A 25,885-nucleotide genomic window follows, 5' to 3' on the forward strand; every position below is an offset into this window, starting at 1 on the left:
GTTCTGCCCCGCGAACCGGTTGCTGTGCGTGGCACCCTCATCAGGAGAAAGAACCATGGAAGTTTTGCAAAAGCTCCGCGGACATATCCGTCGAAAAGGTCTGCGAGCGACCTTGGCGAAGATCCGCAGAATGTACCTTTTTGCCCATCAGGAACTGCTGTGGATGCAGCGCGACCTGGTCAGCCCGGTGCCGCCGCACAGCCTCAAACCTTACCCGCCACTGCGTGTGATGAAGATCACTGCAGACAACGCCAGCGCCTTTACTCGTTACTTCGGCGACCGCGTCGGCGTCATGGCCGAGCTGGCCGATGACGGGCACACCGGGCATATGCATGTCGACGAGCACGGTGATGCCGTGGCGTTTATCTGGGGCACGCCGCACGACTATTTTGATCGGCATTACTACGGCTGCCGGTTCCCGGTAAAACCCGGCGAGTTTTTCGAATTCGGTGGCGAACTGGCCCGCGCCTACTGGGGCACAGAGCTGTCGGTGGACCTGCAATTGCAATTGTGGAAAGCCATGGCCGCTCAGGGTTGCAGCACAGTGGTCGACGTCTGTGACTCGAGCAACATCCCGGCGCTCAAGCTGCACCTGCGCATGGGCTATACCGAACAACAGCGGATCATGAATATCTACACGCTGTTCGGCCGCTGGCGCTTCTATCGCGAAACCCGCTACAGCGGTTCACGCCTCGAAGCGCTGCGCAAACCCTCCCGTCCACCTGTCACAGCCACGGCGACCTGAACCTATGGCGATGCGATTCGAATGGCGCACGTCCCTGTGCACCGCCGACTTTCCGGCAACCGCGTACGAAGCGTTGCGCCTGCGCGTGACCGACCACACGCCGTTCAACAACCTTGGCTGGATGTGCGCGGCCGAGCAGGCCTTGGACGAGGATCAGCGCCTGCACATCCTGCTCGGTTGGGATGCAGAGGCATTGCGCCTGTGCCTGCCACTGGTGTCCAGCCGCGAACGCTTCGCTGGCCTGCCATTTCGCGTCTTGCATCACTTGGGTTATCCGCTGGCCGATCGCTTGGCCCTGCTGTCGCTGCTCGGCGGCGAGGACATGCGCGCTGCGCTGGTGCTGATCCGCCAGCGCCTGCCCCATGCGCTGCTGCAACTCAATGAACTGTCGGAGCCTGCCGGTGAAGAGAGTGCCCTCACCGAATGGATGGCGCGTAGCTCCACTGCTGAGCGGCGCCTGAGTTGCCGGGTGCCGGTGCATCTGATCAGCGAAGCCGACCATCAGGAAGTCTCTGGCGACCCGCGCTACAAACTGCGTCGGGCGCGTAAACGGATTGCCGCATGCGGCGCCCAGGTACGGCGAATCACCCCCGATGCGCTTACGATGCCTACGGTTTTAAAAGCACTGCAGGAAGTCGAGTCGGTCAGTTGGAAAGGTGACGAGGGCGTCGGGATTTTCGCCACCGAACGCAGCCGTCAGTGGATGGCGAGCGCTTTCACCGCCCTCGCCGCTCAAGGGCTGGTGCGGGTCGTGACGCTGGAGCTGGACGGTCGCTGCATCAGCTATCGGCTGGGCCTGCTCGAGCAGGGTCGACTCTACGACTACAACCTTGCGTTCCTGCCGCAGCATGCTGATCTGGGCAGCGGTCGGGTGCTGCTGGAGGAGTGGATTCGCTGGGGCCTGGACGAGCAATGGCGCTGGATCGATGCGTCGCGGGTCAGCCTGGATAATTCCAGCCATCAGCTGCACGAGCGCATGACCGGCCAGATCGAACAATGGCGCTGGAGCTTCTACTCATGGCGCCCCAGTGGCTTGCTGCTGGGCCTTGGGCTGCGTCTTTGGCACTGCGTCAAACCGGTCCTGCAAAAAAGGCGCGCACAGCGTGCCGGCAACCCGGCGGCGGCACATACATCCGAAACTCAACCGGCAACGTCATCCACCACACCTGGGCTAGGGCCTCGGAGAGCATCATGAACGTCATCGAAGAACTGCTTCTGCGCATCAAACAAAAAGGTCTGCGCCGCACCGTTGGCGCGCTGTGGAAACGCTACGTATTCGCTCACCGTGAATTGCTCTGGATGGAGCGCGATCTGGTCACGCCAATTGCCCCCAACAAACTGCGCCCCTGTGAAGGATTGCGCAGAGTCGACATCACCGAGGAAAACGCCAAGGCATTCAGCAAGTACTTTGGTGACCGCGTGCAGACCATGGCCGAGCTCGCCGCTGAAGGGCATACCGGGCACATGTACCTTGACCAGGACGATCACACCGTCGGGTTCGTCTGGGCCAGCACTCGCGACTATTTCGACCGCCACTTCTACCGCTGCACGTTCCCGGTCAAGTCCGGTGAATACTTCCAGTTCGGTGCCGAAATTGCCCGGCCCTATTTCGGCAGCACCTTGACCGTCGACGCACAGACCGCACTTTGGCAAGTCATGGACGCCCGGGGGTTCAAAAAAGTGGTGGATATCTGCGACAACGCCAATGTGCAGGCCTTGAAGATGCACATGCGCCTGGGCTATCAAGAGCAAGGGCGGATTACCCACGTTTACGACCTGTTCGGGCACTGGCGCTTCTTCCGCGAAACACGCTACAGCGATTCAAGGCTGGAGGCGCTGCGCAAGCCGGAAAGACCGGTAGCGACGGCGGCGGCGCAGGCTTGATTCGTCCTCTGGAAGTCTGGCGGTCGTGAGGCCGTCATCGCGAGCAGGCTCGCTCCCACACTGGATAGTCGCCTTACACCTATCCATTGTAGGAGTGAGCCTGCTCGCGATGAGGCCAGTAGCTGCACCGCAACTCTCACAATCGATTGGCTTCTTGCCTACAGCCACTGACGACACTTCCAACATCCAGTAAAGACTTGGCCGACTGTTTATCCGTATCCACTTGGATACAGTCAAGCACAGCATCGGAGGCGACAAATCCTCACAAAGCGCAGACATCCGACGCGCACAAAAAATGGCAAAGGAGGTTTAACCATGAGCCAGACTTTGACGAATTTCGACATGGTCGCGCTGCTGGACAGTGACGAAGCCATCAGCGAATACCTGTCTCAGGTGCTAGCAGACGGAGACAGCGAAGAGTTCCTTCGCGCGATCGGCTACGTGCTCAGATCGGAAAGTCCTTCTCGCCCACTTCGCCTCCATTTCAAAGTGGTGTCTTGCGAGGCGTATCGCAACTCAAGCTGTCGACCCATATCTGCACTGATTGATGATCAATGACGCGCCCGGCGTCCACGTCAGCCAAGGCTTCATGCGTCAAACGGCTGCGCTCTTCCTCTTGATCAATCCAGGCGCTCGATGCCTGCTTCACAATACAGCTGTGCGAGCGTTCCAGACGTTCGGCTATCAGATCGACCTTCTCGGCCAGTTGCACCGGTACATGGGCGGTCACGGATCGGGGTTTCGTTGCCGTGGCCATGTCAGTTGACTCCTCGATATTGCGGACAGCGGGTGATTGAGCAGCATGAGTCTAGAACAGACGCGGGGTGGCGGTTGTTGCAATGTTGTAAGTCCGCCACACGGCGCGAATCAGCGAGTCCTACAGAAAAAGGAAGGCACACGGGAAACCCCAACCGTTTTCCTACATCTCCCGTCGGTTGGCCGTCGGAAGCGCTCAGACTAGGATTTGTCGAACTACAGATATTCATGGAGCTCGACCAAGATGCAATTCATCCAGACAACGACGACAGCAATCCCTGTACCGAATAGACTGCCAGGCATTGATCCCGGAGGCACTATGGACAGCAAAATCTTCCCCGCTGATTCAGAGTTTGAAAGCGAAGAACAGGCAGCCAGCCATGATCGCTGGCTGCGAGCCAAAGTGCAGGCGTCAAGAGATGACCCACGTCCGAGCTTCGCGCATGACGAAGTGATGGCGCAAATGCATGCGTTGATCGAGTCCATGCGAAAAAAGGCCGATGCAGATTAAATGGCGGCCCGAAGCCAAGGCCGATCTATCGAACATCCTCAGATACATTGGCGAGAGAAACTTTGCAGCCGCAGTGAGTCTCTCGAAATCCATTGAAGAATCCACAACCTCACTCTCTGTTCATCCCCGTCTCTACCGTAAAGGTCGATCTCCCGGCACTCGGGAAATCGTTGTACATCCTAATTACGTGGTGATTTATGAGGTGACGGACCGAATCGAGATTCTGAGCGTTTTGCATACTCGACAGGAATATCCATAACGGCGTCGCTGGAAAAAACGGTGTGATGTTCGCTCGTTCGATAACACACCGCTTGCCTGAGAAGCCGCACGATCAAAGATTCACGTGACTCTGATTAAGCCGTTCACGCAGAAACTCCACCAGCGCCTGCACCGGCCTTGAGGCCTGACGATGCTGCGGATAAACCGCCGACAAAGTCAGCGGTTCCGGACGCAAATCATCCAGCACTGGCACCAGCCGTCCGTCTTTCAGCGCCGCGCCGACGATGAATGTCGGCAGATAGGTAATCCCCATCCCTTGCACCGCCGCGTCCCGCAGCAATTCGCCGTTATTCACGCGCATGCGTCCGGTGACGTTGACCAGCACCGGTTTGCCCGGCCCTTCGTTAAAGCGCCATTGCACCGAGCGCCCATGGCCGTAAGGCAGGCAGTCGTGGCTGTGCAAGTCTTCAGGCTTGAGCGGTGTACCGCGTTCGGCGAGGTACGCCGGGCTGGCGCAATAGACCCGCTCGATGCTGGCGAGGCGCCGAGCGATCAGCGTCGAGTCTTCCAGCACTCCGATGCGCAGGGCCAGGTCGTAGCCCTCGCCAAGCAGGTCGACCGGTCGATCGCTCAGGTCCACCTCGACGGTGACCTCGCGATAACGCTGCAGAAACAGCGGCAACAGGCACCCCAGATGCGCGACGGCAAACGACAGCGGCGCGCTCAGGCGAATTGTCCCGCGTGGCTCGGCGGTCTCGCCGGCGATGCCCTGCTCGACCTGTTCCACCTCGCCAAGCAAACGCAGCGCCGATTCGTAATAGCTCTGCCCCAGCGGCGTGACGTCGAGGCGACGTGTCGAGCGATTCAATAAACGCACACCGAGGCGTTCTTCCAGTTGCATCAAGCGACGGCTGACGAATTGCTTGGACAGACCCAACTGGTCGGCAGCGGCGGTGAAACTGCCGGAGTCCATGACTTGGCAAAAAATACGCATGTCTTCGAACGGGTTCATTGTCGCTCTCTGGTGGACAGTTAAACGCTTTATAGCCGCTTTTTCGCTTTTCAGCAGCCCATTAATCTGTGCTCACGGTTTGAAAACAGCCCTGCACAGGTAGGAGCTGCCGGAGGCTGCCATCTGATCGTTCCCACGCTCTGCGTCGACTCATCTGAACTGAGGCGACGCCCTGTGGCGAGGGAGCTTGCTCCCGCTTGAGGGCGCAGCACTCACAAAATCTTCGCGGCATGGATGATTTTGGGGCTGCTGCGCAACCCGGCGGGAGCAAGCTCCCTCGCCACAAATGCCCTTCGCCAATACTTATGTAACGCCGGAGATTGTCATGACCTTTTTCCTCACCCACCTGCTGTCCTGGAGCGCCGTCCTGCTCCTGCTTGACGCCGCACTCTGGCATTTCTCGCCCTTCACCCATCGCGCACCGCGAGTCGGCGTGCGTCTGGTGTTGTTTCTGGCATTCAGCGCGCTGGTGATCAACGCCGGTGTCAGCCCATTGCAGGCCCCGCTGTTCGCCGATGATCGCGTGGCACAACTGGGGGCGACGGCGCTGGGGATTCTCTGGTGGCTGTACGCCGCAAGGGTGCTGACCGAAGTGATCGGCCTGGCACTGATGCGCCGCATCGGTCACAGCGGTCGTCTGTTGCAGGACGTGATTGGCGCGTTGGTGTTTCTGGTCGCCATCGTCGCGGCGGCCGGTTATGTGCTGGAACTGCCGGTCAAAGGGCTGCTGGCAACGTCCGGGGTGGTCGCGATCGTTGTCGGTCTGGCGCTGCAAAGCACCTTGGCCGATGTGTTTTCCGGCATCGTCCTCAACACCACCAAGCCCTATCAGGTAGACGATCTGGTGATGATCGACGGCGTCGAAGGCAAGGTCTTCGATATCGATTGGCGCGCCACCCACCTGCTGACCAGCGCCGGGACCATGGCCGTGGTACCGAACTCGGTGGCAGCCAAGGCGAAGATCGTCAACCTCAGCCGGCCGAGCAACATGCACGGTGTGTCGATCAGCATCCAGGTGCCGAACCACATTCGCCCGCGTCGGGTGCTCGATGCGCTTGATCGGACCTTGCAGGGCAGCAGTTCGTTGTTGCTCAGCCCCGCGCCGAAAGCGGTGCTCAAAGACGCCGGCGAAACCATGTCCGAGTACGTTGCCAGCGGTTTTATCGCCGAGCTGGGCAAGAAAAGCGAAGTGCGCAATCAGCTGTTCGACCTCGCCCACCGTCATCTCGAAGCAGCGGGGATTTCGCGGCATCCCGACGGCGTCACCGAACCGTCGAGCCGCGCCCGCGCGTTGCTGGATGAAGTGAAGATTTTCCGTTCGTTGAGCAGTGAAGAACGCGATCGCCTCGCCGAATCGATGGTTGCGCAGCAGTACACGGCGGGCCAGGTGGTGCTGGGTCTGGACGAGGTGCCGGATAGCCTGTTCGTGATTGCCACGGGTGTGGTCAGCGCGACGGTGCCGGACGGTAATGACCAGACCGAGGCCGGGCGCATGGGCCCGAGCGAAGTCATGGGTGAGCAAAGCATTCTTGCCGATACACCGTCGCAGGCGACGTTCACGGCGCTGACGTCGAGCATCATCTATCGCCTCGACAAACAGTTGACCCGTGAGTGCATGGACAAGCGCAGCGAAGTCGGCCGGGCCTTGAACAAATTGCAGGCGGTGCGTCAGCAGAACAGTCGCCTCGCGTTGATGGCCAAACCGGTGGCGGTGAAAAAAGGTGGGTTTTTGGGGTGGTTGCAGAAGCGCTGACCCACCGTTGCAAACGCCAAAAACCCGTGGCGAGGGAGCTTGCTCCCGCTTGAGTGCGCAGCACTCACAAAATCTTCGCGGCATGGAGGATTTTGGGGCTGCTGCGCAACCCGGCGGGAGCAAGCTCCCTCGCCACAGGGGATCGTTGGTTGCCCCTCGTTCAGTTGCACTGAGAATGCCCGCAAACGAGCGGGCACTTTCAGTTCAACTTATTACTTGGCGGTGAACTTGGTATAGCTGTTGATCAGGTTGCGATAGTTAGGCAGACGCTCGGACAGCAGATGCGCCAGACCTTCCATGTCGTTGCGCCAGTCGCCCTGCAGCTCGCACGCCACGGCGAACCAGTTCATCAAATGTGCACCGGCAGCCGACATGCGCGCCCACGCCGCTTGCTGCACGGTAGTGTTGAACGTGCCCGACGAGTCAGTCACCACAAACACTTCGAAGCCTTCAGCAATCGCCGACAGGGTCGGGAATGCCACGCAGACATCAGTCACTACGCCAGCGATGATCAGTTGCTTGCGGCCGGTGGCCTTGATCGCTTTGACGAAGTCTTCGTTGTCCCAGGCATTGATCTGGCCTGGACGCTGAATGAACGGTGCGTCCGGGAATTGCTCGAGCAGCTCAGGCACGATCGGGCCGTTTGGACCGGCATCGAAGCTGGTGGTCAGAATGGTTGGCAGCTTGAAGAACCTGGCGATGTCGCCCAGTGCCAGCACGTTGTTCTTGAACTCGTTCGGCGAGAAATCCTGCACCAGCGAGATCAGACCGGTCTGGTGATCGACCAGCAGTACGACGGCATCATCTTTGTTCAAACGCTTGTAAGGAACGCTCATGGCAAAACTCCTGGAGGGATGGTTGTTGCGGGAAGCGCCGGCCCCGCTGGCCGACGCTTTTTTCAAACTCAAAACGCGAAGCAGGAACAGCCGAACGCGCCCCAGAAACCAGCGAAGTCGCTGACCGGCGCGTTCGACATCCGCGCCTTTTCATGGCTGTGGGTATGCACGGCACACGGCCCGCTGCACTGGTGAACCTGCGCCTGTAGCGGCGAGTTCGGGCGCCAGTGGCCCGGGACCTTGACCACCGGCGACCAATCCGGCAGCACCGGAATCGAGCGCGGACCGAGGTCTTCGAAGTCACCCGCGGCGTAAACGATCTTGCCGCCCACCACAGTCATGACCGATTCGATCCACTTGATCGTTTCTTCCTCAACGCTGAAGAAGTCCGCGCTCAGCGCCGCCATATCTGCCAGTTGGCCGACACGAATCTGGCCTTTCTTGCCCTGCTCCGAGGAGAACCAGGCGCTGCCGTGGGTGAACAACTCCAGCGCGGTGGCGCGTGGCAAACCTTCTTCATACAGGGCCAGACCGCCGACGGTGCGGCCGCTGACCATCCAGTACAGCGACGTCCACGGGTTGTAGCTGGAGACGCGGGTGGCGTCGGTGCCGGCGCCGACCGGCACGCCTTCGGCAAGCATGCGCTTGATCGGCGGCGTGGCTTCGGCGGCTTGCTTGCCGTAACGATCGACGAAGTATTCGCCCTGGAACGCCATGCGGTCCTGAATCGCGATGCCGCCGCCCAGCGCTTTCACCCGCTCGATGTTTTGCGGGGTGATGGTTTCGGCATGGTCGAAGAACCATGGCAAGCCGTTGAACGGAATGTCACGGTTGACCTTCTCGAACACGTCGAGCATGCGGCTGATCGATTCGTTGTACGTGGCGTGCAGACGGAACGGCCAGCGTTGCTCGACCAAGTGACGTACCACCGGCTCCAGCTCTTGTTCCATGGTCTGCGGCAGATCCGGGCGCGGTTCGAGGAAGTCTTCGAAGTCGGCGGCGGAGAACACCAGCATCTCGCCCGCACCGTTGTGGCGCAAGAAGTCGTCGCCCTGGTGCAACTTGACGCTGCCGGTCCAGTTCTGGAAATCGGTCAGCTCTTCTTTTGGCTTCTGGGTGAACAGGTTGTAGGCGATGCGTACGGTCAACTGGTCGTCTTTGGCCAGTTGCTCGATCACTTGGTAATCGTCCGGGTAGTTCTGGAAACCACCGCCGGCATCGATCGCACTGGTCAGGCCGAGGCGATTGAGTTCGCGCATGAACTGGCGGGTCGAGTTGACCTGGTATTCCAGCGGCAGCTTCGGCCCCTTGGCCAGGGTCGAGTAGAGAATCATCGCGTTCGGCCGCGCAACCAGCATGCCGGTCGGGTTGCCGTTACTGTCGCGAACGATCTCACCGCCCGGCGGGTTCGGCGTGTCGCGGGTGTAGCCGGCCACGCGCAAAGCAGCGCGGTTGAGCAAGGCGCGGTCATACAGGTGCAGGATGAACACCGGGGTGTCCGGCGCGGCCTGGTTGATTTCCTCAAGGGTCGGCATGCGTTTTTCGGCGAACTGGAATTCGTTCCAGCCACCGACCACGCGCACCCACTGCGGCGTCGGTGTGCGATCGGCCTGATCCTTGAGCATGCGCAGTGCATCGGCCAGCGACGGCACGCCTTCCCAGCGCAGTTCGAGGTTGTAGTTCAAGCCGCCACGAATCAGGTGCAAGTGCGAGTCGTTGAGGCCGGGAATGACGCAGCGTCCCTTCATGTCGACCACTTGCGTGGCGCTGCCTTTGAGGGCCATGGCCTCGGCATCGTTACCGACGGCGACGAAGCGCCCGTCCTTGATCGCCACGGCGCTGGCCAGTGGTTTTTCGCGATCTACGGTATGAAATTGGCCATTGAATAAAATCAGATCGGCGCTCATCGCAGTTCCTCAAGCAAAAGTTAAAGTCAGCAAACCTCACGCTCAACGCGGCGAGGTTTCTTGGGAATCGAGGTGTTCATGGGCCTGGCTGGCTTCCAGCCATGGGGTGAACAAACGCGTGACTGGCGGCATCACTACGTAGACCACCGAAAGCACGATGGTCAGGGTGATCAGGAACGTCGCGACCACGTAGTTGGACAGCAGCGGATGCAGCGCGAGCAGCGGGCCCCAGATCAGCGGCACCAGCAAGGTATGCGGCAAAATCACCAGCAGGGTGACGACAGCCTGCTTCCAGCGCGGCGGTGGCGAGCCGGCTTCGGCCAGCGGGGTGAACCAGAATTCATTGACCGGCGCGACTTCGGTCTGATCACCATCCGCCAGCATCGGCGCGGCTTCGGCGACCAGTGCCTGACGCTCAGACGATTGCAGCCAGCCTTGCATCGCTTCGGTGGAGCTGAAGCGCAGCACGCAGGTGTAAAAATCCAGACGCCCGCGCTTGCCGCGCACCACGTCCACGCCCAGATGCCCTTCGCGCTGGCCGGCCACGCGCACGATATTGCGCAACCACGCTTCATAGGCCAACTCGAAACCGGCCTTGACCGAGTGTTTGATGATCAACGTGACAGTCTCATCGGCCCCCGGTGCTTGTTGATTCAGGACTTCAGGCATAACGCAGCACTCCGGGCAAACGAACAGGAATCGCCAGCCGTCCGGGCCCGGCGATCAATACAGTGGTGAAGAGGATCAACAGCAGCCAGCCGAACTGCCCTTCGGCCACACTCCATTGCGGATGCACAACCAGCAACGCAACCAGCAGCACAAAGAGAATAGGCAAGCAGGCCAGACGCGCCAGAACCCCGGCAACGATCATCAGCGGACAGAGGACTTCGGCGAAAATTGCCAGGATCAGGGTGAGGTGCGCACCGAGGTGAAACGGGTCTTCGATCAGTTGCAGTTGCGCCGTGAAGTCCAGCAGCTTGGGCAAGCCGTGCACCCACAACAGAAACAACCCGCCGCTGACCCGCAGGAACAGCAACCCGACGTCGCGCGCCTGTTCATCCCTCGAAGCAATCATGACCCGACCCTTTGAATGTCATTGACGGGAATCATGCCAAGGCCGCGGCGCGAGAAATTGGATGGGTGTGCTTAGTTGATTGCAGGCCACCGACAGTCTGCAGATGGCCGCAAAAACAGGTAGAAGCGGCAGGCCTCAATCGGCAGACAGCCACAAAACAGTGGGAGCGGGCTTGCCCGCGAAGGCGTCAGGTCAGTGCCAAATGCCTTGAATGACACACCGCTTTCGCGAGCAGGCTCACTCCTACACGGGATCGATGTAGGGACTTAGATCGTCGGGATATCCAGCGGCGCGGCCATGAACTGGCTGATCCGCGAGCGCAGCCATTTTTCTGCCGGGTCGTTGTCGTGCACCCCGCTCCAGGCCATCGACAATTGCGCGGCATCGATCGGGAACGGTGGATCTTCGGCGCGCAAGGCGCAGCCTTCAACCAGGGCGCAAGCGGCGTAATCCGGAACGGTGGCAATCATCTCGGTGCCAGCGAGCAAGGCGCGCAAGCCGCTGAACTGCGGCACGCCCAGCACGACGCGGCGGCAGCGGCCGATCTTCGCCAGGTCCATGTCGATATTGCCGCTCAGGTCGCCTGAGAACGACACCATCGCATGCGGACGCTCGCAGTATTCGTCCAGCGTCAGCGGCCCCGGACGGTCGTCGCCGCGCAAAACCTTGCAGGGAATGTCGCGCAGCTTTTTGCGCTTGGCATTGGCCGGCAGATCCGTGGTGTAGCTGACGCCCACGGAAATTTCCCCCGAGGCCAACAGCGCCGGCATCAACAGATAGTTGGCGCGGCGCACCACCACGACGATTCCCGGCGCCTCCTGCTGAAGCTGACGCAACAACGGCGGAAACAGACCGAACTCGGCGTCATCCGACAAACCGATGCGGAACACGTCGCAACTGCTCGCCGGTTCGAATTCCTTGGCCCGGCTGACCGCACCGGAAATCACGTCCATCGCCGGTTGCAGCTCCTTGAGAATCGCCAGCGCCCGCGCGGTCGGTTCCATGCCGCGACCGTTGCGCAGCAGCAACGGATCATCGAACAGATCGCGTAACCGCCCCAGCGCCGCACTCACCGCAGGCTGGCCCATGAACAGTTTTTCAGCGACGCGGGTCAGGTTCTTTTCGAACATCAGCGCTTCGAAAATCACCAGCAGGTTCATGTCGACGCGGCGCAGATCGTTACGGTTCATGGGCGAGGTTTCCTTATCGGTGTCAGCGGTTTCAGGCAGGCGGGACGCTGTGCACTTTACTCGATCAACGGCACCTTGGCCGCGCGTTTGTAAGGGCCATATTCCACCGGCACCCATTGGAAGTGCTTGCCTTCGGCGGCGATATGACCAATCCCCGGAAACGGCAAGTGCGCCGCCGTCACCCACGTCTTGCTCGTCGCGGCCGCGCTGAACACGGCCTGACGACTGTTGATCGCCTGCTGACTGTTGACGTCAAAACCGATCGACACCTCCGGATGGAGGAACTGCACGGCGAGGTTGTGCACCAGATCGCCCATGAACATGATGCTCTGCTGCTGCGAGGTAAAACGATAGGTCGTGCTGCCCGGCGTGTGTCCGGCCTCAAGCGTCGCCTCGACCAGCCCCGGCAGCGGCGACTGCCCCGCAGCGAACGTCTTGAAGCGCCCGGCGGCAACGTAGGGTGCCGTGGAGTCCTGGGCAATCTGGAAGAACGCTTTGGCACCCGCCGGCGCCTTGGCCAACGCCGCCGCATCGAGCCAGTAATCGGCCTCGGCCTGGGCGGCGTACACCGTAGCGTTGGCAAACAGCGGCTGCTTTTGCGCATCGACCAGGCCGCAAACGTGATCGAGGTGCAGGTGCGTCAGCAGAATCGTGTCGACCTGCTCAGGCTTGTAACCGGCGGCCTGCATGTTGGCCGAAAGCTGCCCCGCCGTGGCGCCAATGCACTGCCCCGCACCGGTGTCGACCAGAATCAGTTGCTTGCCGGTATTGACCAGGAAGGCGTTGAACGCCGTTTGCACGCCCGGCGTTTCAATCGAACGGCGTGCGAGCAGCGCACGAATCTGGCTCTGGCTCATGCCCTGCAAGAGCTTTGGCGACAAGTCGTTATAGCCATCGAACAACGCGGTGACTTCGTAATCGCCCACGGCCAGGCGGAAATAACCCGGTGCCTGAGTGCCGACCTGCGGCGCCTGTGCCATGGCGCTGGATGTAGCCAGAACGACCGCCAAGGCCGCCGCTGCGTTAAACATGCCTTTCATTGGATCTCCCCTTGATCTGGCCGACAGCGGCCACCCTCGCTGTGATCGTGCCGCAACTCGGCGGGCGCAGACTTGCAGGGATGTGCTGAGTTCAGGCCTCGGCGATGGAATTAACAACGATTAACTCGTCAGCCTTACGCCCTCGCCCAACAATGAAGCCCTCTGCGCAGCGTTGCTTTTTTGACCTGAGGGAATGCGCTGACCGTGCCTTCCCCACCGACACGGACCTTGGCCATGGCTTATTTGCAGCAAACCGTCGCCCTCGCCCCTGCCTGCGAACCGCATAAAAGTGCGAGTGGCGGACTCAGTCCGCAGCGCGAACGCCACGTCAAACAACTGATCCTCGATCGCCTGGGCGAGAGCCTGGAAGTGGCGGAGCTGGCCCGCGCCTGCTCACTGTCACGCAGCCATTTCTCCCGCGCGTTCAAGTGCAGCACCGGCCTCTCGCCACAGGACTGGATTCGCACCCAGCGCCTGGCGCGGGCCAAGCTGTTGATCCAGCACACCGACCTGAGCCTGACCCAGATCAGCCTGGAGTGCGGCTTCTGCGATCAGGCGCATTTCTGCCACATGTTCACCCGCAGCGAAGGCATCAATCCGTTTGCCTGGCGCTGTCGGGTCATGGGCAAGCTGAAAAGCAACGCTGCGCAGCCTGCGGTGTTTTGACTGCTGCCGTTACGCCACCCGTTGCACTGATGCTCAAACCTGAGGATTATGCCCGGACACCCCGGATCAGACGGCCTGCGCTTGCGCCAGGCACTGGTTCGACCTGTCCGTCGCATCACCGCAGGAGCGCGCTGTTGAGTTTTCCCCCGAATCAGGCCATCGCTTTTGGCCCCTATCGGATACATCCCGGGCAACGATTGCTGCTTGAAGGCCAACAGCCTTTGCGCCTGGGACGGCGGGCGATGGACATCCTCCTGATTTTGCTGGCGCATGCCGGCGAAGTGGTCAGCAAACAGCAATTGATGGCCGGGGTCTGGCCCGACAGTGTGGTCGAAGACATCAACCTGCGCGTGCACATGGCGGCGCTGCGCAAGGCCCTCGGCGACGGGCAGAACGGGCAGCGCTACATCGTCACCGTGGCGCAGCGCGGCTACAGCTTTGTCGCCCCGATTGTGCTCGACAACATCGAGCAAAAGCCTGCGGTTGCCGTCGCCAGACACAACCTGCCGCTGCGGCGTACGCGGATGATCGGCCGCCAAGCCGTGGTCGATCACTTGATTGCGCAGTTGCCGCGCCAACGCTGCATCACCCTGGTCGGCCCCGGCGGGATCGGCAAAACCACGGTGGCCCTGCGTGTGGCGGAACAATTGCTCGGGCATTATCGCGACGGCATCCGCCTGGTGGATTTGGCGCCCATCGCCGATCCCGGGCTGATCGGCTCGCATCTGGCGACGCTGCTCGATCTGTCCGCGCCTGACGGCGATGCGCAAGCTTGTCTGGTCAATGGCCTGCGGGAACGGCAAATGTTGCTGGTAATCGACAACTGCGAGCACCTGATCGATGCGGTCGCGTCGCTCAGCGAGGAGATTCTGCGCGGCGCGCCCAAGGTGCATCTCCTCGCGACCAGCCGTGAGAGTCTGCGCGCTGAGGGCGAGTTCGTGCAGCGCCTGGAATCGCTCGATTGCCCATCCTTGCTGACCCCGATGGATCCGGCCCAGGCGCTGGGCTTTGCAGCGCTGCAATTGTTTGTCGAACGAGCGACGGCAGCCCGGGAAAGCTTTCAACTGAGCCACGCCGAACTGCCGCAAGCGATCGAGATCTGCCAGCGCCTGGACGGTATTCCGCTGGCCCTGGAACTTGCCGCCGCGCAGGTCAGCGAACTGGGCATGGACGGCCTGCTCAAGCAGTTGCGCGAAGGTTTGCCGCCGCTGTCGGCCGGACAACACAGTAGCGCCGAACGCCACTTGACCTTGCGCGCCACGATGGACTGGAGTTTCAACCTGCTCAACCCCTGCGAGCAAACCTGTTTGCGCCGACTGGGAATTTTCCGCGGCAGCTTCACCCTCGCCTCTGCAGCCGCGGTGGTGATTGGCCAACAGATCGATCCCGGCGCCGTGTTCACGGCTGTCACGCAGTTGGTGGCCAAATCTCTGCTTGGCGTAGAAGTGGGCGACGAAGATGTTTTCTATCGCTTGCTCGACACCACGCGCCATTACGCCCTGGAAAAACTCGAACAGGCCGACGAGCTCAGCGCAACCCGCCAGCGTCACGCCGAACGCTGCCTGACCTTGATGCAGCAGGCGCAAGCGGATTGGGACAACACCCCGACCGTGTTGTGGATGGAGCGCTATGCCCGGGGCCTGGAGGATTTACGCGCGGCGCTGGACTGGAGCCTCAACGGACCGGGGCCGGATGAGCTGGGCATTCAACTGGCAGCCGCTTCGGCACCGTTGTGGCAGGAGTTGTCATTGCTGCGCGATTACAGCCGTTATGTCCGCCGGGCGCTGAGTCTGCTCGAGGAAACAGCAGAGCCCTGCCCTCGCCTGCAAATCGGGTTGAAACTGGCGCTCGGCAGCGCCAGCTACCACACTTGGGGCGGCACACCACAAACCATCGAGGCCTTCGTCGACGCCTGCCAGTTGGCCGAGACACACGGCGATCTCGCTGGGCAGCTGCGTGCAGTGTCAGGGCACATGGCGGTCAATCTGAGTTGCGGGCACTACCGCGCGGCATTGGCGCAAAGCGAGCAATTCGACCGCATTGGCGTGCACGGCGAACCGCTGCTATCACTGAGCACACATCGCTTGCGCGTGCTGGCCCTGCATTATGCCGGCGACCAGCCCCAGGCTCGTGTGCATGCCGAGCAAGTGCTGCAGCGCATGGCGCACAGCGGCCACCTCAATCGCTTCACCCACGGCTTTGGCGTGCAGTACGACCAGAGCGTCGCCTCGTTGACGGTGCTCGCGCGGGTGTTGTGGCTGCAAGGTTTGCCCGAGCAAGCGTGGCGCACCGCACGGCAGGCGCTGGACATTGCCGTGCAAATCAACCATGGCACCTCGATTTGCTACACCCTGGCGTTGGCCAGCTGTTTGATTGCGCATTACAACGGTGACCGGCAGAACGCCCGGGCCCTGTTGCAGTTGTTGCTGGAACAGTCGCAGAAGCATTCGGTGCTGTTGTTCAACAATTGGGGCCGGCATTACGCGCAGGTGATCGACCCTGATAACGCCACGCCTGTGTCAGCGCAAAGCAGCGGTTTGATCCGGGAAGTCATGGTTACGCTGGATGAGCGTTTTGTCGATGACGCACTGGTGGAACGGGCGCGCAACGGCGATGCGGGATGGAGTTCGGCGGAGATACTGCGGGCTCGGGCGGTTGCACTAATAAAGGCCTCCGAAAGACCCCTTCGCGAGCAGGCTCGCTCCCACAAGGGTTTTATGTCGGGCGCAGATTCCGTCTGTGGGAGCGAGCCTGCTCGCGAAGAATCCCTGACAGACACCGCCCAAACCCGGGAAGCCGAACAAACCCTGCAACACGCTCTGAGCGTGGCCAAAATCCAGGGCGCACTGGCGTGGGAGTTACGCAGTGCCACAGACCTCGCTCACTTATGGCAACGCCAGTCCCGCCATCGCGAGGCACTCGATTTATTAACCCCGATTTATCAGCGCTTCACCGAAGGCTATGCCACTGCGGACTTACGCAAGGTGCGCCTGCTACTCGACAGCCTCCACGACGAGCGCCCGGCCTGAAGCGCTGCGCCTACGGCTGAGATAGCGCGCATGGCGCTGCTGCAGATCGAGCTTCTCGTCGCTGCACTCAAGCTGATCACGAGCGTAGCGGCGCACGGTATTGAGCATCCAATAGCGCACCGTCGCACGGATGGGTTGCTGAATAAGCAACGATTTGCGCGCCAGGCCTTCGATTATCGCGGTCAGCCTGGAGCCGGCCAGGTCCGCGCAACTGATCACACTCAGTGCGGCTTCCAGCGTAAAGCCCGTGTTGAACACTGAGAGACGCAGGAGCACACGCTGTTCCATTGCGGTCAGATACTGATAGCTCCAATCGATGGCAGCAGCCATCGATTGATGGCGCGGCACCGCGGTGCGCCGGCCTTGGCCAAGCAACTGCAGACCGTTTTCAACCTGTGCCTGTAAGCCAATCAAGCCCAGCGCGTCGATCTGCGACGCCGCAAGTTCGATCGCCAGTGGCAGGCCGTCAAGTTGACGGCAGATCTCGCGTACGCCGGGCAAATCCTGTTTACGCAAACTGAAGCCATGTTGCCGCGCCCGCGCACGGCTGACGAACAACTGCACCGCCGGATAGCCCATGGCTTCTTCAACGGTTTCCAGTGTCGAGCACTTGGGAATCGCCAGCAGCGGCACGCAATGAACAGTCTCTGATTCAACGCCCAAGGCTTCCCGGCTGGTGGTCAGGATGGCCAGACGAGGCGCAGCTTGCAGGAGGGTTTCGACCAGCGCCGCACAGCCACCGCGAACGTGGTCGCAGTTATCCAGCACCAGCAAGGCGTGGCGACCGTTCAGAGTGCAAAGGTCAGTCGCGAGCCTGTGCAGCAGGTGGTCGAGCAGCGGCGCGCGCTCCTCGAGATCGGCAAGGTCGACCCACCACACGCCATCGCGAAAGTACTGCAGCAGCAATTCCGCTACGCGCAATGCCACGGCAGTTTTTCCGACACCCGGCGCACCGGTAATCGTCATCAACCGGCACACAGGCATCTGACGAACCAGACTACCGATCAGTGCGTCGCGCCCGCTGACTGGCGTCAGTCGTGCCGGCAGATTGTGTTGATGCGTTAGCGCGGCGACAGGTGCCAGCGGCGCTTCACCTTCGTCCGACGTCACCGGGGCGATAAAGCTGTAACCGCGTTGCGGGACGTTGGCGATGTAACGCTGACCATTACCGCCGTCGCCCAGTGCACGCCGCAGCGCTGCGATGTGCACCCGCAGGTTGATCTCTTCGACCACCGAGGTTGGCCACACCCGCGCGATCAGTTGCTCTTTGCTGACCACCTGCCCCGCACGCTCGACCAGCACCTGCAAAATATCCAGCGCACGCCCGCCCATGCGCAATGGCCGGTCGCCCTGAAGAATCAGGCGCTGGCGCACATGAAAGGTATACGGGCCAAAACGCAGCACCGGCGCCGGGTTCAAATCGTTGTGAGTATTCATGGCAGTCATCTTGGCATGCTCCGATGACGCTACAACCACCACGCCGGGCGCAGCACGGACATCCCACTGCGCCAGACGGACACAACCGCTCTAGCTGAACTGTTCCCGATACTGTGCCGGGGTCAGACCCAGCTTTTCGGCAAATAGTGAGCGCATGTGTCGAACACTGCCGAAACCACTTTTATAGGCCACGGTTTTCAGCGGCAGGTCACTGGTTTCCAGCAGGTTGCGCGCGCAGTCGACCCGCGCGTTCTGCAGAAACGCCATCGGTGTCATGTTGATGTCGCGGATAAACAGGCGGGCAAAGTGCCGTGCGCTCATGTTCGCCAGCCCTGCCATGCGCTCGACCGTGAAGGCTTCGTCCAGATGCTCCAGGACGTAGTTCTGCACTCGCGTGATCGCGGTTTCCTGCGGTGAAACGGCGGCCATCAAGGGGCTGAACTGTGCCTGCCCGCCTTGGCGTTTCATCACCACCAACAAGACTTTGGCCACGTCCTGGGCGATTTTCTTGCCATGATCGCGGGCGACCACGGCCAGCGCCAGATCAATCCCGGCAGTGACGCCGCCCGAGGTAATCAGGTTGCGGTCCTCGACGTAGATCTGATCGGTGGCCACCGTGGCTTGCGGAAAAGCCTTGATCAATCGCTCAGTGTAATTCCAGTGGGTAGTCACCCGATAACCGTCAATCAATCCGGCATGACCGAGGATAAAGGCGCCGGTACAGATTGAACCAAACCGTTCGGCGCGCGGCACGGCGCCTTTCAGCCAGGCGAACAAAGGCGGAAATCTTTGGTTGTAGGCACCGGGCCCGCCCGGAACGAGCAGCAGGTCATAACGTGCCGCGGCGTCGTCGATGTGCAGGTCGGCTTGCACCTGCACCCCGTTGGACGCTCGTAACGGCCCGCGCTCGGTGCCAAGGGTGGTCAGTTGATAATGCCATTCTGGCTTGAGGTAACGATTGGCAACCGAAAACACTTCCAGCGGCCCGGCCATGTCGAGCATGAGGAAATCAGGGAACAGCACCATTGCCACAGTTTTCATGGGAGGCATCACATTCGAAGGTCAATACGCAGGCTGCAAACGCGCCATTATGGCCAACAGTGGCGTGATCAGTGCAAAAGAATGCGTGAACCATAGCGCAAAACTGTCAACCTGATCATGACAGTCTTTCAATTTTCACCTACTTATTGCGCATTTCGATAAACAGTAACCTTCTCCTCACTCGGACGAATTCACGTCCCGCCAGGAGATTTCATCATGCTGACTCTTCGCAAAGCCTCCGACCGTGGTCTCGCCAATCATGGCTGGTTGAAGTCGTTCCACACCTTTTCCTTCGCCAGTTATCGCAACCCGCGTGAGCAGGGTTTCTCCGACCTGCTGGTGATCAATGATGACCGCGTCGCCGCTGGCAAAGGTTTTGGGCAACACCCGCACCGTGACATGGAAATTTTTTCCTACGTGCTGGAAGGTGCACTGGAACACAAGGACACCCTCGGCACCGGCTCGGTGATCCGCCCCGGCGATGTGCAGTTGATGAGCGCCGGCAGCGGCGTGGCGCACAGCGAGTTCAACCACTCGGCCACCAAGCCGGTGCACTTTCTGCAAATCTGGATCGTACCGGACGTCAGCGGCGCCAAACCGCGTTACCAGCAGGAGCATTTCAGCGCGCAGAAAAAACGCGGTCGCCTGCAGTTGATCATCTCCCCGGATGGCGGCGATGGCTCCTTGAAAGTTCGCCAGGATGCACGGGTCTATGCCGGGTTATTCGATGGCAAGGAAAGTGCCACGCTGGAACTGCCAGCCAACCGTTACGCCTACGTTCATGTGGCGCGCGGGAGCGTAGAGTTGAATGGCCAGTTATTGCAGGAAGGCGACGGTGTGCGGGTTCGTAAGGAACAACGGCTCGCCCTGAGCAACGGTGTCGACGCCGAAGTGCTGGTGTTTGACCTGCGTCCTCAGGAATTGCCGGAAATGCCATGAGGCAACGTTTTGTTGCCAGCAAAAACGGCCTTCCTTTGAAGGCCGTATTTTATTGCGGTTGCACCGTCGACGGCCGCTCGACTGGTTTGGGTGTCGCGACCTCTTTGCCAATCTGAATCGCTGCCAGCGTTGTCTGTATGGTCGTCAAAACGGCCGCCTGGTTAGCGAAATGCGCACCAACCAGCAAGGAGGCTACGCCGAGAAAGTGAACAGTGGTGGCAGCCCAGTAATTAGCCTTTACGGTCGACGCTTGTCTAATCGCTTCCCGTGAGTCATCGGCAATTTTCTGCACCCCCGCCCACATCAAGTCGTAGCGCTTGTCTCGTTCCTGTTGAGTCTTTTCTCGTTCGAGGTAGGCCTTGTCCCGCTCCGCCTGAGCAGCCAGGAATCCGCGAATATCGGCGCGCATTTCTGCCACACGACCATCCATCCTCGTCTCGATGGTTTCTATCTTCGCATCGAATTCTTCACGACTTATAGCGCCCATGGTTTGCTTATCCCGACCTGTGCCCGACATGCCCCTGACTGCATATTGATTGACTTCCCTGATTTCCAATTCGACACCTTTCGCGGCTACCGAGACCTTCCCTGGCTCATCATTTCAGTGCGGGTTCGAGGCCCTCACCGAACTGCAGTCACAATAGAATCCAACGTCACGGCCGACAAGCCGGCACATTCTGCCTCGTACGTAGGCCGTTTCGTCAGATGTTGTAGCCCCGAAAAAACGCTGAATCGACTATTGGTTTTCCAGCGCAAACGCCTCGACGATCTGTTCGATCACCGCGCGAACCCGTGCCGTATGGCGCAAATCCGCATGGGTGACCAGCCACACTTCATACGGCAACGGTCGGGTAAGCTCCGGCCAGAGCCTGACCAGACCGTCGCGCTCGCCCATGTACAGCGGAATTTCACCGATCCCCAAACCGGCTGCAATCGAGCGGCGAACCAGCAGACTGGAACTGAGGCTGGCGACGATACGCCCACGGTTAAAGGGTTCGGACACCAGCGTGAAATCTTTTTTGCTCTGCAGATACGGTTGATAGACCACCAGATCATGGCCCTCGAACGCCGTGCCCGGTTGCGGTTCGCCGTGGCGGTCGACATAGGCCTGCGCAGCGAAAAGTCCTACAGGCCAACGCGCAATCCGTCGGGCGATAAGATCCGGGTTATCCGGTCGCGTGTTGCGCACGGCAATGTCCGCTTCGCGCTTGGCCAGGCTGAGAATCTGCGTGGAGGCATCCAACTGCACCTGCACATCCGGGTGCAGCTCGTGCAGACGGGCGATCGCCGGAATCAGGAAGTCAATCGCCAGCGAGTCGGTGCTACTCACCCGCACGTTACCGGTCAGGCGGTCGTCCAGGCCGTGGATCTGGCGTTCCAGCTCAAGCGCCGAATGCTCCATTTTCTGCACGCTTTTGAGCGCCGCTTCACCGAGGGCGGTCAATGCGTAGCCGTCCGATGTGCGCAGAAACAACGTCGCGCTCAGGGACTTCTCCAGCGCGGTGATACGCCGGCCCACCGTCGCCTGATCCACGCCCAGAACCCGCGCCGCTCCGCGCAATGTCGATTCTCGGCAAACCGCGAGAAACACCCGCGCGTCATCCCAATTCATAGCGCCTCCAGATGATGCACTTTTGCATCGACGCGCCGCTTAATCGCTGCGCGAACGCAGCAACGATAGTCGATATGCTGGTCGCCATAAACCTTCCACGAGATCGCTAGCATGCGTACATCATCAACCTCCGGCATCTGGCTGCCGATCTTTGCCGGACTTTGCGCCAGCCTCGTCAGTATCGGTCTGGCGCGCTTCGCCTATACGCCCTTGATTCCTGCGCTGATTCAAGCCCAGTGGTTTTCTGCCGGCGACGTCGTGTATCTCGGTGCGGCGAATCTGGTCGGCTATCTGATTGGCGCCCTGCTCGGCCGGCCGCTGGCCCAGCGCTGGGGTAACCGCAATGCCCTGCGCCTGATGATGCTGGCCGTTACGGCGGCGTTTTTCGCCTGTGCCTGGCCGTTGTCGGTAAGCTGGTTTTTTGGCTGGCGCTTGCTTTCGGGCGTCGCTGGCGGCGCAATCATGGTGCTGGTTGCCGCGACCGTGCTGCCCCATGTGCCGGCGTCACGCAAAGGTCTGGCCAGTGGTGCGATATTTCTCGGCATCGGCCTGGGTATTGCCGGTTCGGGAACCATCGTGCCGCCGTTGCTGAGCCTGGGTTTGCAGGCGACCTGGCTGGGCCTGGGTGCTTTGGCGCTGCTACTGACCGCATTGAGCTGGTTCGGATGGCCTGCCGATAGCGCACACCCGATGGCGGCGAGCGCCGATTCGACCACTGAGCCGACACCGCCAGGGGTTTATCTGCTGTTTGGCCAATACGCGTTCATGGCCGCCGGTCTGGTGCCCGCCATGGTGTTCCTCGTCGATTACGTCGCCCGCGGGTTGGGTGCGGGTGCTCATGTCGGCGCCATGGTCTGGGTGATGTACGGTCTGGGCGCCATCGTCGGGCCGGTGAGTTACGGATTTCTCGCCGATCAGCTTGGCGCACGCATCGGTATCCGCGTGGTGCTGGTGGTGCAGGCGATTACCCTCGGTCTGTTGTCGATCGCCGATTCCTTTCTGGCGCTGGCGTTGCTCGCCGTAATCCTCGGTTCGTTCCCGCCGGGAATCGTGCCCCTGGCCCTGGCCCGGGTGCACGAACTGGTGCCGACCCACCACCGCCAGCAGATTGCGTGGAGTCGCGCCACGGTATCGTTCGCGACATTCCAGGCGCTCGCCGGGTTCGCCTATTCGGCGCTGTTCAATGCCACCGGCGGCCATCACGCGTTGCTGTTCGTGATCGCCGGCGGCGCCATCGTCGTCGCCCTGCTGCTGGAGCAAGCACTGCGCTGGCTGCCCTCTTCCATCGAAACACGCTGCGGTGCGAACTGAACGGAATCATTACGTGGTGCTTGCGCTCCCATCTACACGACCTTAATCAGAGGAATCGACATGTCCCTGCCCAATGAAATGAGCCGTATCGAAATCACCCAACCCGGCGGTCCCGAAGTTCTGCAAGCCAAGCGTGTGGCGCTGCCTGTCGCGGCTCAAGGGCAGGTACTGATTCGCGTACACGCCGCCGGCATCAACCGTCCGGATGCCTTGCAGCGCGCCGGCCTCTACCCGATGAAGCCTGACATGGACCCGATTCCAGGCCTGGAGGTGGCTGGCGAGGTGGTTGCGCTGGGTGCCGATGTCACTGGTTTTGCCGTCGGTGACCGGGTTTGCGCACTGACCAATGGCGGCGGCTATGCCGAATATTGCGCAGTGCCGGCGGGCCAGACCTTAGCGATCCCCGATGGGATGGACTGGGTACAGGCGGCGGCCATTCCGGAAACCTTCTTTACCGTCTGGGCCAATCTGTTCGGCCTCGGCGGTGCCAGCCGTGGCCAGCGCGCGCTGATTCATGGCGGCACCAGCGGCATCGGCACGACCGCACTGATGCTCTGCCGCGAATTCGGCATTGAGGCCTTCGCCACTGCCGGCAGCCCTGACAAATGTGCAGCGATCAGCCAGCTCGGAGGGCAGCCGATCAATTATCGCGAAGAAGATTTTGCCGCCGTGATCGCTGCAAAAACGGCGGATCAAGGTGTGAATGTGATTCTCGACATCATGGGTGGCTCCTACCTCAACGGCAACGTCAGCGCGCTGGCGATGGACGGACGCCTGGTGATGCTCGGGTTCCTCGGCGGCGCTCGGGCCAAGGACATTGATTTGCTGGCGATCCTTGGCAAACGCGCCGTGGTCACCGGTTCGCTGCTGCGCGCCCGCACCGCAGCTGAAAAAGCCGCGATCGCCGACCAACTGCGCGAGCAGGTCTGGCCGGTGCTGGCCGCCGGGCGCTGCCTGCCGATCATCGATAAGGTTTACCCTCTCGTTGAAGCGGCTCAAGCCCATGCACGCATGGAGGCCGGCGACCATATCGGCAAGATCGTGCTGCAAGTGGCGTGATTGATTGCAGCATCTTGTAATCGTTGCGCGTGTACGGTGGTCGAAAATAATCACGCGCAGACCAAGGCATCTGGTAAAAAGCGTTCTTTGTCTGCGCCGTGGTGAAACGTTTAATGTTCCTGTCCTTCATGACTCATTTGAGACGTCGCCGCCTGACGTTCGCCTTCATGGCCGCGCTGGTGATTGGCGTGCCGACGAGTTGTGCCGTGCTGGAACATACCGAACGCAAGCTGCTGTTTCGCATTGAGCCAGGCACCGCCGGCTGGTACCGCGGCTTGCCCGGCAGCGTTCAGGAACTCGATCTGCAACCCAAGAGCTTCAAGGCCGGCCAGAACATTCATGCCTGGTGGTGGCCGGCAGAACGCGCGAACGCCCCGGCGATCCTCTATCTGCACGGCGTACGCTGGAACCTCACCGGGCAATTGTTCCGTATCGAACAACTGCGTGCGGCGGGCTATTCGGTATTGGCCATCGACTATCGCGGCTTCGGCCAGAGCAAAGGCGATCTGCCGTCGGAAAGCAGCGTCTACGAAGATGCTCGCGTGGCCTGGGAACGCTTCAAACTGCTGCAGCCGGACCCGAACAAACGCCTGATTTACGGCCATTCCCTGGGCGGCGCGGTGGCGATCGATCTGGCGGCAGAGTTGGGGCAGAACGCCGTCCGCAGCCATACGCCTTTGCCGGTGCGCGGACTGGTCATCGAGTCGACCTTCACTTCCCTGGCCGATGTCGCCGCCGCCGTCGCCAACACCTCACTTCCCGTGCGCTGGCTGCTGTCGCAGAAATTCGATTCCATCGACAAGATCGCCGACATTCATATGCCATTGCTGGTGGTGCATGGCATGGCCGATGCGTTTGTGCCTTCGCGCTTCAGCGAACAATTGTTCAACGCCGCACAACACCCCAAACGCCTGTTGTTGGTGTCGGGCGCCACGCACAACAACAGCATGGCGCTCGGCGGGCAGAATTACCGCAAGGCGCTTGACGCCCTGATGCAGAGCCAGCCGGTACCTCGCATCGCAGGGCCTGCGAGGCTGAAAAGCTCAAACGAGTCGTGACCGGGCATCGGCGTACTCGCACCCCGCTTCTGGTTCACGAAAAAGACTGAATGTGCCAACCCGCGTTAACGCTGGGCCAACTCATGGCGTACGCATTGCTCGTAATAGGTCTGCTTCACCGCTGCCGGTTTGAGTTTCGAGCTGCTGTTGTACGTCTGTTCAGTGATGCCCATCGCCGTCATGCGCATCCAGGGTTGCTGAAACTTGCGCACCTGCAACTGCTTGCGCGCACCGTACAGCGAGACTCCGGACAGCTTCGATCGCTGCGCACCGGCGGCGATATCCGAACCCCATGTGCAGGCAAATCGATGACTCTTGCTCAATTCTCTTGCCTGCACTCCCGAGGCAAGAATAGCCAGGGAAAGCGTCGCAACGGTGATGACAATCGTCCGCATATAGCCAACCTAACCTTCTGAAAAAAGGCGATTTTGCCGAGGAAGCGAAACGGCGGGGGCCAGCAGTTTGCCTCCTGTGGAAACCGGCCTAAGCGGTGCTAATCAACATGGGAGCGGGCTTGCTCGCGAAAGCGCTGGGTCGGGCGACAGGGTTGTTGAATATGTCGCCGCCTTCGCGAGCAGGCTCGCTCCCACAGGTTCCGGGCATGGGGGCAGGATTTTCGGCGTGGCGCATAGCCAATGTGGGAGCGGGCTTGCTCGAGAAAGCGCTGGGTCAGGCGACAGGGTTGTTGAATGTGTCGCCGCCTTCGCGAACAGGCTCGCTCCCACAGGTTCCGGGCATGGGGGCAGGATTTTCGGCGTGGCGCATAGCCAATGTGGGAGCGGGCTTGCTCGAGAAAGCGCTGGGT

The 25,885-nt window shown here is 60.9% G+C and carries 25 protein-coding genes and 1 pseudogene; 13 read left to right on the forward strand and 13 right to left on the reverse strand.

Annotated elements, in window-relative coordinates; translation table 11 throughout:
• Positions 1-55: 55 nt before the first annotated feature.
• The 4 genes and pseudogenes from HU765_RS23055 to HU765_RS26945 all read left to right on the forward strand — a co-directional run.
• Positions 56-745, forward strand: coding sequence for a GNAT family protein (locus HU765_RS23055; protein ID WP_186623197.1), 690 nt, complete (start codon positions 56-58; stop codon positions 743-745).
• 4 nt (positions 746-749) lie between these two features.
• Positions 750-1,940: a GNAT family N-acetyltransferase gene (locus HU765_RS23060; RefSeq protein WP_186623199.1), complete on the forward strand. Its 1,191-nt coding sequence runs from the start codon at positions 750-752 to the stop codon at positions 1,938-1,940.
• Positions 1,937-2,629 (forward strand): N-acetyltransferase, encoded by a 693-nt coding sequence (locus HU765_RS23065; RefSeq protein WP_186623201.1) that lies wholly within the window; start codon positions 1,937-1,939, stop codon positions 2,627-2,629. The genes HU765_RS23060 and HU765_RS23065 overlap by 4 nt, the downstream gene beginning before the upstream one ends.
• Positions 2,630-2,944: 315 nt before the next feature.
• Positions 2,945-3,082 (forward strand): annotated as a pseudogene (locus HU765_RS26945) (transcriptional regulator); the annotation flags it as partial.
• A 31-nt stretch (positions 3,083-3,113) separates the two neighbouring features.
• Here the strand turns inward: HU765_RS26945 and HU765_RS23070 are convergent.
• Complete coding sequence (locus HU765_RS23070) at positions 3,114-3,386, reverse strand: ribbon-helix-helix protein, CopG family (RefSeq protein WP_186623204.1); 273 nt, start codon at positions 3,384-3,386, stop codon at positions 3,114-3,116.
• Between the two features lie 318 nt (positions 3,387-3,704).
• Between HU765_RS23070 and HU765_RS23075 the strand changes: the two genes are divergently transcribed.
• Together HU765_RS23075 and HU765_RS23080 are read left to right on the forward strand one after the other, a co-directional pair.
• Positions 3,705-3,896 carry an antitoxin gene (locus HU765_RS23075; protein ID WP_186552583.1) on the forward strand — a complete coding sequence of 64 codons (192 nt, stop codon included), beginning with the start codon at positions 3,705-3,707 and terminating at the stop codon, positions 3,894-3,896.
• Positions 3,886-4,155, forward strand: a complete 270-nt coding sequence (locus HU765_RS23080) for a type II toxin-antitoxin system RelE/ParE family toxin (RefSeq protein ID WP_186623205.1) — start codon at positions 3,886-3,888, stop codon at positions 4,153-4,155. The genes HU765_RS23075 and HU765_RS23080 overlap by 11 nt, the downstream gene beginning before the upstream one ends.
• A 72-nt stretch (positions 4,156-4,227) precedes the next feature.
• Here HU765_RS23080 and HU765_RS23085 read toward each other — a convergent pair whose 3' ends face one another.
• Positions 4,228-5,127 carry a LysR family transcriptional regulator gene (locus tag HU765_RS23085; protein ID WP_186552585.1) on the reverse strand — a complete coding sequence of 300 codons (900 nt, stop codon included), beginning with the start codon at positions 5,125-5,127 and terminating at the stop codon, positions 4,228-4,230.
• 325 nt (positions 5,128-5,452) lie between these two features.
• Between HU765_RS23085 and HU765_RS23090 the strand changes: the two genes are divergently transcribed.
• Positions 5,453-6,880 (forward strand): mechanosensitive ion channel family protein, encoded by a 1,428-nt coding sequence (locus HU765_RS23090; protein ID WP_186623208.1) that lies wholly within the window; start codon positions 5,453-5,455, stop codon positions 6,878-6,880.
• Between the two features lie 212 nt (positions 6,881-7,092).
• Here the strand turns inward: HU765_RS23090 and ycaC are convergent, their stop codons facing one another.
• The 6 genes from ycaC to HU765_RS23120 all read right to left on the reverse strand — a co-directional run bounded on the left by ycaC (position 7,093) and on the right by HU765_RS23120 (position 12,919).
• Entirely contained in the window at positions 7,093-7,716 is a 624-nt protein-coding gene (ycaC, locus tag HU765_RS23095) for an isochorismate family cysteine hydrolase YcaC (RefSeq protein WP_186623210.1), read from the reverse strand.
• A 68-nt stretch (positions 7,717-7,784) separates the two neighbouring features.
• On the reverse strand, positions 7,785-9,623 hold the full coding sequence (locus HU765_RS23100; RefSeq protein WP_186623211.1) for an amidohydrolase: 1,839 nt from the start codon (positions 9,621-9,623) through the stop codon (positions 7,785-7,787).
• 42 nt (positions 9,624-9,665) lie between these two features.
• Entirely contained in the window at positions 9,666-10,292 is a 627-nt protein-coding gene (locus tag HU765_RS23105; protein WP_186623220.1) for an antibiotic biosynthesis monooxygenase, read from the reverse strand.
• Positions 10,285-10,698 carry a DoxX family protein gene (locus HU765_RS23110; RefSeq protein ID WP_186623222.1) on the reverse strand — a complete coding sequence of 138 codons (414 nt, stop codon included), beginning with the start codon at positions 10,696-10,698 and terminating at the stop codon, positions 10,285-10,287. Before HU765_RS23110 ends, HU765_RS23105 begins: the two co-directional genes overlap by 8 nt.
• A gap of 266 nt (positions 10,699-10,964) precedes the next feature.
• Positions 10,965-11,888, reverse strand: a complete 924-nt coding sequence (locus HU765_RS23115; RefSeq protein ID WP_186623224.1) for a LysR family transcriptional regulator — start codon at positions 11,886-11,888, stop codon at positions 10,965-10,967.
• A 56-nt stretch (positions 11,889-11,944) separates the two neighbouring features.
• Positions 11,945-12,919: an MBL fold metallo-hydrolase gene (locus HU765_RS23120; protein WP_238344757.1), complete on the reverse strand. Its 975-nt coding sequence runs from the start codon at positions 12,917-12,919 to the stop codon at positions 11,945-11,947.
• A 243-nt stretch (positions 12,920-13,162) separates the two neighbouring features.
• Between HU765_RS23120 and HU765_RS23125 the strand changes: the two genes are divergently transcribed.
• Together HU765_RS23125 and HU765_RS23130 are read left to right on the forward strand one after the other, a co-directional pair.
• Complete coding sequence (locus HU765_RS23125; protein WP_186552277.1) at positions 13,163-13,594, forward strand: AraC family transcriptional regulator; 432 nt, start codon at positions 13,163-13,165, stop codon at positions 13,592-13,594.
• A gap of 134 nt (positions 13,595-13,728) precedes the next feature.
• A complete protein-coding gene (locus HU765_RS23130; RefSeq protein ID WP_186623228.1) occupies positions 13,729-16,623 on the forward strand; it encodes a winged helix-turn-helix domain-containing protein in 2,895 nt (964 codons plus the stop codon).
• On the opposite strand, the gene HU765_RS23135 is transcribed toward HU765_RS23130, so the two are convergent.
• Both HU765_RS23135 and HU765_RS23140 read right to left on the reverse strand, forming a co-directional pair.
• On the reverse strand, positions 16,588-18,060 hold the full coding sequence (locus HU765_RS23135; protein ID WP_186623230.1) for a winged helix-turn-helix domain-containing protein: 1,473 nt from the start codon (positions 18,058-18,060) through the stop codon (positions 16,588-16,590). The genes HU765_RS23130 and HU765_RS23135 overlap by 36 nt on opposite strands.
• Before the next feature lie 90 nt (positions 18,061-18,150).
• Positions 18,151-19,101, reverse strand: coding sequence for a GlxA family transcriptional regulator (locus tag HU765_RS23140; protein ID WP_186552274.1), 951 nt, complete (start codon positions 19,099-19,101; stop codon positions 18,151-18,153).
• 216 nt (positions 19,102-19,317) lie between these two features.
• On the opposite strand from HU765_RS23140, the gene HU765_RS23145 reads away from it, so the two are divergent.
• Complete coding sequence (locus HU765_RS23145) at positions 19,318-20,040, forward strand: pirin family protein (RefSeq protein WP_186623231.1); 723 nt, start codon at positions 19,318-19,320, stop codon at positions 20,038-20,040.
• 49 nt (positions 20,041-20,089) lie between these two features.
• Here HU765_RS23145 and HU765_RS23150 read toward each other — a convergent pair whose 3' ends face one another.
• Together HU765_RS23150 and HU765_RS23155 are read right to left on the reverse strand one after the other, a co-directional pair.
• Positions 20,090-20,596, reverse strand: coding sequence for a hypothetical protein (locus tag HU765_RS23150; RefSeq protein ID WP_238344756.1), 507 nt, complete (start codon positions 20,594-20,596; stop codon positions 20,090-20,092).
• Positions 20,597-20,776: 180 nt separating this feature from the next.
• Positions 20,777-21,652 (reverse strand): LysR family transcriptional regulator, encoded by an 876-nt coding sequence (locus HU765_RS23155; RefSeq protein ID WP_186623233.1) that lies wholly within the window; start codon positions 21,650-21,652, stop codon positions 20,777-20,779.
• Between the two features lie 111 nt (positions 21,653-21,763).
• On the opposite strand from HU765_RS23155, the gene HU765_RS23160 reads away from it, so the two are divergent.
• From HU765_RS23160 to HU765_RS23170, 3 genes are all read left to right on the forward strand, one after another.
• Positions 21,764-22,963 carry a YbfB/YjiJ family MFS transporter gene (locus tag HU765_RS23160; RefSeq protein ID WP_186623234.1) on the forward strand — a complete coding sequence of 400 codons (1,200 nt, stop codon included), beginning with the start codon at positions 21,764-21,766 and terminating at the stop codon, positions 22,961-22,963.
• 60 nt (positions 22,964-23,023) lie between these two features.
• Positions 23,024-24,022 (forward strand): NAD(P)H-quinone oxidoreductase, encoded by a 999-nt coding sequence (locus tag HU765_RS23165; RefSeq protein ID WP_186623236.1) that lies wholly within the window; start codon positions 23,024-23,026, stop codon positions 24,020-24,022.
• A gap of 113 nt (positions 24,023-24,135) precedes the next feature.
• Positions 24,136-25,080, forward strand: coding sequence for an alpha/beta fold hydrolase (locus HU765_RS23170; protein ID WP_186623238.1), 945 nt, complete (start codon positions 24,136-24,138; stop codon positions 25,078-25,080).
• A gap of 65 nt (positions 25,081-25,145) precedes the next feature.
• On the opposite strand, the gene HU765_RS23175 is transcribed toward HU765_RS23170, so the two are convergent.
• Complete coding sequence (locus HU765_RS23175) at positions 25,146-25,475, reverse strand: hypothetical protein (protein ID WP_186552268.1); 330 nt, start codon at positions 25,473-25,475, stop codon at positions 25,146-25,148.
• Between the last annotated feature and the right edge of the window lie 410 nt (positions 25,476-25,885).

Source organism: Pseudomonas sp. SWRI81 (assembly GCF_014268545.1).
GTDB lineage: Bacteria > Pseudomonadota > Gammaproteobacteria > Pseudomonadales > Pseudomonadaceae > Aquipseudomonas > Aquipseudomonas hamedanensis.